This window comes from Alkalihalophilus lindianensis (assembly GCF_032843265.1).
Lineage (GTDB): Bacteria > Bacillota > Bacilli > Bacillales > Bacillaceae_D > Alkalihalophilus > Alkalihalophilus lindianensis.
In genome coordinates this window covers 1-263 of record NZ_JAWJBA010000487.1, presented here as the reverse complement: position 1 = coordinate 263, position 263 = coordinate 1, and the positions used below count along the sequence as shown (strand labels likewise).

At 44.5% G+C, this 263-nt stretch carries 1 protein-coding gene; it reads right to left on the bottom strand.

Annotated features, from left to right (window positions below):
- Positions 1 to 263 (bottom strand): hypothetical protein (locus tag RYX56_RS23135; protein ID WP_317124227.1); only part of this gene is annotated, 263 nt, incomplete at both ends.

The window sequence follows — 263 nt, the reverse complement described above, 5'->3', positions numbered from 1 at the left end:
ATCCAATCCATCACCTGACTCCAACAAGTAATCCAATGGTGTCTTACCCCTGTCATCTGGTACAAATGTTGCACTCATGTTGGCATCAAAACAAGCAGTGATATGCCTGGCACCCTTAACAAGACTAGTTGCACCCTCATCCTGATCCTGATGCTGATTGTGGCTTTGAGTCTGTAGATTTATGTTGCATGTGCATGCCATGATTGTGATCATGTGCAGGGCTGTCATATCAAACTCATCTGATAGATAGGCTGCATGAGGAT